Here is a 7,608-nt window from a genome sequence, read left to right as displayed (position 1 = left end):
GGGAAGGCTCGATTTGGCTCGGGCATCGAGCGCAGAACGTCGATCACGCGGCGATGGAAAATTCCGAAGTTAGCGGTACGTGCATCGTGGTTGGCGTCGCTCAGGTAATTCAGTAAGCCGTAGAAAGCTTTGGATCCCAGTCGCTTCAGAAAGCTGTCTTTGCGCTCCACCCGCGCACCGAACACGACATCAAACCCCTGCTGGGCTGCGTCGTAAAGGCGGGTAATTTCTTCGGGCCGATCCTGAAGGTCGCAGTCCATGACGACGATCCACTCACCACGTGCTTGGTCAAGGCCCGCGGTGATGGCGTAGTGTTGTCCGAAGTTTCGCGACAGCAAGACGCCGCGCACACGCGGGTCCTTTTTTGCCAAGGCTTCGATGACGGGCCACGAGTCGTCAGGGCTGGCGTCGCAGACCAAGATAACTTCGTAGTCGCTGGTGATTTTTTCCACTGTGGCTGCTACGCGGGCATGCAAGTCCGCCAAGCATGTGGCGCAACAATACACCGGTGAGACGACTGAGATCTTTAGGTTTGGACCCATGTTTCTTTCCTTGCTGCGCTTTCGCGCCAGCTATTTGGACTTTCTTGCATCGCTGGTGAGGAACGCGTTGGCGTGCCAGGTGTCGTAGGCCTCGACAAGGCGAAAGGCTTCGCGGTTCCACACCCGTTGGACAGCGTAATTACCCACTTGGGTCGATACGCGAATCGAAGCCAACCCCATCTCTGCGAAGTGTTGCTTGGCCAGTCGAACGAGGTCGGCATAGACACCTTTACCACCGTGCGCGCGCAGTACGCCGTTGAGTACGATCTCGGCTGTTTTCTGGCGCTCATCGAATGTGCAACAAATGAACCCGACGATGCGATCATTCTCGGTTGCGACCCACGTACGTACCTGCCGATGGGGCTGCAAATGGCCGGCTGCCCATTCCGCATAACCACTCAGGATGTCCGAGGCGTCGAAGTTCGGGTTTGCGTGGTAGTGATTTTGATAGTGTTCGAACACTTGCTCCGTCACAGCACGAAGTTCCGCTTCATCCGAAGCCGTCGCTACACGATATTGGTGAATCTCCCGTCCCAGTGGGGTGAGCGCTGATGCATCGAGTGGGCAGTCATAATAGACAAGCGTGTCGGCGTGAATAAGCGAATTACGAGGGCCGGTGTAGTGGCGCATCGCCGAAATGTCATGAGCTGGCACGCGGAAGATCGCAATGTCCGCCGCGACGGAAACGATCTCTTCCCACAGGCCGCTCACCCGGTCTGCTGGAATGTGGCCTCGGTAAACCTCAAGACCGAAACGCGCGCTGTCGAGCGGCGAGCGTACGAGTGTGCTCAGCGCCTGTGAAATGGCCATTGCGCCTCCTTCATATCCTTGTTCCCTGGAGTACGGGCCGGCGCGAGGGCCGGCCCGTCTCGTTACCCCAGCGCGGCTTCCAGCTCCGGAAGGATCTTGAACAGATCCCCCACCAGACCGATGTCCGCAATCTCGAAGATCGGTGCCTCGCCGTCCTTGTTGATAGCGACGATCGTGCCGGCATCCTTGATGCCCGTGAGATGCTGGATCGCTCCCGAGATACCGATAGCCATGTAGAGCTCCGGCGCGATGATCTTGCCGGTCTGGCCGACCTGCATCTCGTTCGGGCAATACCCGGCATCGACGGCGGCACGCGACGCGCCGACGCCTGCACCGATCTTGTCGGCGAACTTGTAGATGATGTCGAAGTTCTCCTTCGAGCCCACGCCACGACCACCGCTGACCACCTTGGCAGCGCCCTGAAGATCCGGGCGGTCACTCTTGCCCTGCTGCAGGTTCACGAAGCGCGTGTGCGAGGGCAGGGCGACATCGACGGTCAGGGCTTCCACGGGGGCGGAGCCGTTCGAGGCCGCTGCAGGCCAGGAAGCCGTGCGGATGGTGGCGACGACGGTCGAGGCGGCATCCACTTCCACGGTAATGATGGCGTTGCCGGCGTAGATCGGGCGCTTGAAGCTGTGCGCACCTTCCACGCTCATCACGTCACTCACCTGCGACACGCCGAGCAGGGCGGCCACGCGCGGGGCGAGGTCCTTGCCGAAGGTGGTCGAGGGAGCGAATACGTGGGAGTAGCCGGCGGCCGCCTTGGCGATCTGCGGTGCGAGGATGGCGGCCAGGGCATGGGCATTCTCGGCGCGGGCCACGGTCAGCACCTTGCTGACGCCATCGATCTTCGCGGCTTCGGCGGCGACCGCGTCGGGTGCGTCGGACAGGACGATGACGTCGATGGATTCCGGCTTGACGGCAACCGCGGCGCTGACGGCGCGAGCCGTGGCGCCATTGAGCTTGCCGTCGAGGTGTTCGGCGATGACGAGGATCTTGGACATGTGAATTCTCCGGTCGGCTGCTTTACAGCAGGCCCTTCTGCTTGAGGGCCGCGACGAGCTCGGCGGCGTCCTTCACCATGACACCCTTGCTGCGCTTGGCCGGGGCGGCGTAGTGGGTGGTCTTGATGTGGTCGGCGGCATCGATGCCCAGTGAACCCAGCTCGATCACGTCGATCGGCTTGGCCTTGGCCTTCATGATGTCCGGCAGCTTGATGAAGCGCGGCTCGTTCAGGCGCAGATCCGTGGTGATCACGGCGGGCAGGTCGGCTTCGATGGTCTCGAGGCCGGCGTCCACTTCACGGGTTACCGTGGCTTTGCCGTCGGCGATCTCCACCTTGCCGGCGAACGTGGCCTGGGGGCGGTCCCACAGGGCCGCCAGCATCTGGCCGGTCTGGTTSGMATCGTCRTCGATMGCCTGYTTGCCCAGGATCACCAGGCCGGGCTGCTCTTTCTCAATGAGCTTGAGAAAGGTGCGGGCGGCGGTCAGTGGCGAGACGGCATCGGCGGTCTGCACGTGGATGGCGCGATTGGCACCCATGGCCAGGCCGTTGCGCAGGTGGGCTGTGAGGTCGGCCGGGCCGATGYCGACCACGATGACTTCCTCGGCCACCCCTTTCTCGCGCAGGCGCAAGGCCTCTTCGAGGGCGATATCGTCGAACGGGTTGGCGGAGAGCTTGACGCCGTCCGTGACCACGCCGGTGCCGTCAGGCTTCACCTGGATGCGGACGTTGTAGTCCACGACGCGCTTGTAGCCGACCAGAATCTTCATTCGCGGTTCCTGTTCGAGTGGGCCCCCGGCCGGTCGCCGGGGAGCTCTGGAATTGACCGCATATTCTAACGAATCTTCGTACCTGCGTTTGACGCGGCGCGGGATCGAATCTCTTCACACCTAAACGACAAGGGGCCGTTGGGCCGCAAGCCCCGCCTCAGGCGCGTCTCAGTCCAGCGCACGGCGAAGCGCTCCGCGCGCCGCATCGGCGGAGAAATGCGCCCGCACATTTTCGATCGCATGGTCGGAAAGGGAGGCCCAGAGCGCTTCAGATTCGGAAAGCCGCAGGTAGGCAGCCGCAATGGCGTCGGCCGTGTCCGCGACAAGAACGTCCGTACCGTCTTCCAGCCGCATGCCTTCGACGGCCACCGTGGTCCCGATGACCGGCAGGCCATGACTCATCGCCATGTTGATCTTGCCCTTGACCCCGGCTCCGAATCTAAGTGGCGCGATCGACGCAAGGGACGAAGACATCAGTGGCTCCAGATTGGGCACGCGACCCAGCATTTGCAGYCCCGCCTCTGATAATAGGCGGCGGTTACCCTCTGGCACATCGCCAGCAACCAGGATATTTGCACCGGGTACCGCACGCCGAAGCACGGGCAGAATCTCCGACGCCATCCAGTTGATCGCATCCGCATTCGGCGGATGGCCGAACCCGCCAATGAACAGGAGATCACGGCGCCCGGCGTGGCCCCCGGTCCGCCCATGGACCTCCTGGATCGTCGAAAGCAGGTCGACATTCGCGCTCGGCATCAGTCGGCTCAGCAAATCGCGTTCGTAGTCGCTCACGACGAACGTGATATTCGCCTCCGCGATCAACTTCAGCTCCTGCTCCCGCGTCGTCGCCGCCTGGCGTGCCAACGATGCATTGCCGGCGCGCTCTGCGCCACGTTCTTCGCGCAGAAAATGCAGATCCACCGTATCGAAGATCACCTTCGCCTGTGGCGCATGCCGGCGAACGAAGCTCGCGTACTGCGCGGCGACCATGTGCCGGCTGAGGATGGCCGCATGCAGGTCGTCGGCAAAACGTGTCAGCCACGACGGAACGCCGTCCACCCAGGGACGGGCGATCACCTCGACGCCGAGGCGGCCCAGTTCGCGGATCGCCTCATCGTCAGCGCGGCCATCGTCCGGTGCGAAGACGACGTGCCAGCCGTCCTCGACGAGAATTCGCATCATCGATATCAGTCGCATCGAACCCGCATCGCGCGATGCATCCGGCGTAGCCACATCCACGACAAGGATGGTGCCGCGTCGCTTCGCTTTCGCCACCAGGGCGAGCGCGGTGCCCATCGCCGGCTGGGCGGCCAGGGCCGTGCGCCACTTGTCGGCGAACTTCACCTGGTTGATCGCCTGGAACCGCTTCATGCCGGTTTCCATGTTGCCTGCGGAGCTGATGCCTTCGGCGTGCACCACGACGCTGGTCGGTACGTACCAGACCGAATAGCCCGCCGCGCGCGCGGCAAAGGCGAGGTCGGTATCTTCGTAGTAACCGGGCGCGAAGCGCAGGTCGAAGCCACCGAGCTCAGCGAAGACGTGCCGGCGAATCGCGAGCGACGCCCCCGACACGTAATCCACCTTGCGCGCGTAGCGCACGGCGGGATCACTGCGTGAATCGAAGCGCCCGATGTTCCACGCCGAGGCATCGGCGAACACCCAGGCTCCGGCCTCCTGCAGACGACCGTCCGGATAAACCAGCTGGCTCCCGGCTATGCCGCAATCGGCACGCAACGCGAAGCAGCGAAGCAGCTCCTCGCTCCAGCCGGGCATCACCTGGGTATCGTTGTTGAGGAAGATCAGGAATTCGCCGGTGGCGGCCGCGGCGCCAGCATTGCAGCTGCCGACAAAGCCGAGGTTCGTCGCGTTGCGCAGAAGACGAATACCCGACACCTTCGCCAACGTCCCTGCGCTATCGTCCGGCGATGCATCGTCCACCACGATGACTTCAAAGGCATCCGTGGGCGGATTCGCAACGATCGAACGCAGGCAGGCCAGCGTGTATTCGAGCTTGCCGTAGACCGGAATGACGATCGATAGCCGGGGTGATTCGCTCGATGGGACATCGAACGGCTCGAAGGTCACCTCCAGCGGAAGCAGACTGAGCGAATCGTCTACTTCCGGTCGCGTGGCGAACTCCTGCGAGATGCGTGAGATCGTCCCACGCCATCCGCGCAGGGCAACGCTTGAGCGAAGGCGCTGCGCGATGGAAACGGCTCGGCGGTAACGCCAGGTGATCTTGCCGGACACGTCGTCAGAGGTTCTGGTAGTTCGGACCCGAACCGCCTTCCGGCGTCACCCAGGTGATGATCTGGTACGGATCCTTGATGTCACACGTCTTGCAATGCACGCAGTTCGCCGAGTTGATCTGCAGGCGCTTGCCGGCCTCGTCCTGGACGATTTCGTAGACACCCGCGGGGCAGAACTTTTCGCAGGGATTGCCGTATTCGGTGGTGCAGCGATCGATGCAGATGGACGTATCGGCCACCTTCAGGTGCACCGGCTGGTCCTCGTCATGCTCGGTGGCGGCGAAGTACACGCTGGCCAGGCGATCGCGCGGCGCGAGCGTCCGGTCCACGTAATCTTTATTGGACGCTTCGTGCTGGCCCAGCTTGTCCAGCGATGACCAGTCGGCGTGATTCTTCATCGTCCACGGCGAACGGCCCCCGGTGACGGTTTCCCACGCCGCATTGATCAGGCCGAACCACAGGCCCTTGTTGAAGCCGGGACGGATGTTGCGCACCTTCTTCAGCTCGCTCGCGATGGCCGAGGCACGCAGTTTCGCGTCCCAGCCGGCGGGATTCAGCGTGTTGGCGACCAGGTGTTCGGCGGCGAGCATGCCTGAGGCGATGGCCTGGTGGGTGCCCTTGATCTTCGGCACGTTGACGAGGCCGGCGGAATCGCCGATCAGGATGGCACCGGGCATCTCCACCTTCGGCAACGACTGAAAGCCGCCTTCGATGATGGCGCGGGCGCCGGCCGAAACGATGGTGCCGCCCTCGAGCAAGCCCTTAACGTTCGCATGGTGCTTGAACTGCTGGAACGCCTCGAAGGGCGAGAAGTTCGGATCCGGATAGTCGAGGCCGACGACGAAGCCGACCGCCACGCGATCCTTGTCCAGGTGATAGAGGAAGCTGCCGCCATAGGTGTCGTTGGCCAGCGGCCAGCCGGCCGTGTGCACCACCTTGCCCGCTTCGCCGCGACCTGGCGGAAGCTGCCAGAGTTCCTTGATGCCGATACCGTAAGTCTGCGGATCGCTGTCCTTGTCCAGGTCGAAATGCTTGATCAGCGACTTGCTGATGTGACCGCGGCAACCCTCGGCAAGCACGGTGACCTTCGCGCGGATGTCGATGCCTTCGGTGAAGCCGGGCTTGTGCGTGCCGTCACGCGCCACGCCCATGTCGCCGATCCGCACGCCGTTCACGGCGCCCGCTTCGTCGAACAAAGCCTCCGATGCGGCGTAACCCGGGAACACGTCGACACCCAGGGCTTCGGCCTGCGGTGCGAGCCACGCGCACAGCGCGCCGAGGCTGACGATCACGTTGCCGTGGTTGTTCATCTGCGGCGGCGTCACGGGCGCCTTGGTGCCCGACGCGTGATCGCGCAGCAGCCAGAATTCGTCCTTCGTCACCGGTACGCATACCGGCGGCGGGTTGCTGCGCCATTCGGGCAGCAGGCGATCCAGCGGCGCGGTCTCGATCACGGCGCCGGACAGGATCTGTGCACCGATCGTCGAGGCCTTCTCGATCACGCAGACCGTGATCTCCGGATTGAGCTGTTTCGTACGCATCGCGAACGCCAGGCCGGCAGGGCCGGCTCCGACGACGACGAGGTCGTATTCCATGGTTTCGCGTTCGCTCATGGCTGGCTCACTCAATCTTGGCTGGCTTCAGGGATCAACCCGTCATTGTCCGGCTTCCCCCGCGCGCGGGCAAATCGCCGTTTCAAACAGTCTGACTTGCATGATGTTCACATTGCGCGTTCATAATCGGGACCATGCGCAAGGAGAGTTCATGAATACGATGCCGCCGGTGGCTGACACCGACATGCGCCGCGCCACGCTACTGCAGATCCTGCACTGGCTGGCGATTGGAAGGGTCCAGCCCCAGGCCCTTTCGGATGCTTACCAGAACGCCATTGAGCGGCTGAATCCGCGACTGAATGCCTTCGTCGACTTCAGTGCACCCCTTATCCAGGAGCAGGCCCTCGCCGCCGACCGCCGTCGTCGTGACGGCGTCATCGGTCGCCTCGACGGTATCCCCATCGCGATCAAGGACAACTTCGATGTCGCCGGCGTGCCCACGCGGGTCGGCATGCGGCGGCGCAGCGCGATCCCGGATCAGGACGCGCACATCGTCGCGCGCTTACGTGCCTCGGGCGCGGTGTTGTTGGGTAAGACCAACATGGACGAAGGCGCGCTCGGGGTCACCACCAACAATCCGTTTCATGGCGCGACGCACAATCCGCATCGTCTCGGTTACAC

7 protein-coding genes are annotated in these 7,608 nt (G+C 63.2%); 1 reads left to right on the top strand and 6 read right to left on the bottom strand.

The window, feature by feature from the left end:
* The 6 genes from AC1DT2_RS12105 to AC1DT2_RS12080 form a co-directional block, all read right to left on the bottom strand.
* Positions 1-542 (bottom strand): glycosyltransferase family 2 protein (locus AC1DT2_RS12105; RefSeq protein WP_477296461.1); only part of this gene is annotated, 542 nt, incomplete at its 3' end.
* Between the two features lie 30 nt (positions 543-572).
* A complete protein-coding gene (locus AC1DT2_RS12100) occupies positions 573-1,352 on the bottom strand; it encodes a GNAT family N-acetyltransferase (RefSeq protein ID WP_477296459.1) in 780 nt (259 codons plus the stop codon).
* Between the two features lie 62 nt (positions 1,353-1,414).
* Complete coding sequence (locus tag AC1DT2_RS12095) at positions 1,415-2,356, bottom strand: electron transfer flavoprotein subunit alpha/FixB family protein (RefSeq protein WP_477296457.1); 942 nt, start codon at positions 2,354-2,356, stop codon at positions 1,415-1,417.
* 22 nt (positions 2,357-2,378) lie between these two features.
* Positions 2,379-3,125: an electron transfer flavoprotein subunit beta/FixA family protein gene (locus tag AC1DT2_RS12090; protein WP_477296455.1), complete on the bottom strand. Its 747-nt coding sequence runs from the start codon at positions 3,123-3,125 to the stop codon at positions 2,379-2,381.
* Positions 3,126-3,293: 168 nt separating this feature from the next.
* The gene (locus AC1DT2_RS12085) at positions 3,294-5,375 is read right to left on the bottom strand and encodes a glycosyltransferase (RefSeq protein WP_477296453.1); all 2,082 of its coding nucleotides are present in this window, start codon (positions 5,373-5,375) and stop codon (positions 3,294-3,296) included.
* Positions 5,376-5,379: 4 nt separating this feature from the next.
* Positions 5,380-6,987, bottom strand: a complete 1,608-nt coding sequence (locus AC1DT2_RS12080; protein ID WP_477296451.1) for an electron transfer flavoprotein-ubiquinone oxidoreductase — start codon at positions 6,985-6,987, stop codon at positions 5,380-5,382.
* Between the two features lie 151 nt (positions 6,988-7,138).
* Here AC1DT2_RS12080 and AC1DT2_RS12075 point away from each other — a divergent pair.
* Positions 7,139-7,608: amidase family protein (locus AC1DT2_RS12075; RefSeq protein WP_477296449.1), on the top strand; the 470-nt coding region annotated here is incomplete at its 3' end.

The organism is Luteibacter sp. P4_E6 (assembly GCF_056401535.1).
This window is presented reverse-complemented; position numbering and strand designations above follow the sequence as displayed.

What these genes read in the sequence shown, in the direction of transcription:
- AC1DT2_RS12095 (WP_477296457.1), bottom strand. Translation starts at nt 2,356, where the DNA reads ATGTCCAAGATCCTCGTCATCGCCGAACACCTCGACGGCAAGCTCAAT.
- AC1DT2_RS12100 (WP_477296459.1), bottom strand. Translation starts at nt 1,352, where the DNA reads ATGGCCATTTCACAGGCGCTGAGCACACTCGTACGCTCGCCGCTCGAC.
- AC1DT2_RS12080 (WP_477296451.1), bottom strand. Translation starts at nt 6,987, where the DNA reads ATGAGCGAACGCGAAACCATGGAATACGACCTCGTCGTCGTCGGAGCC.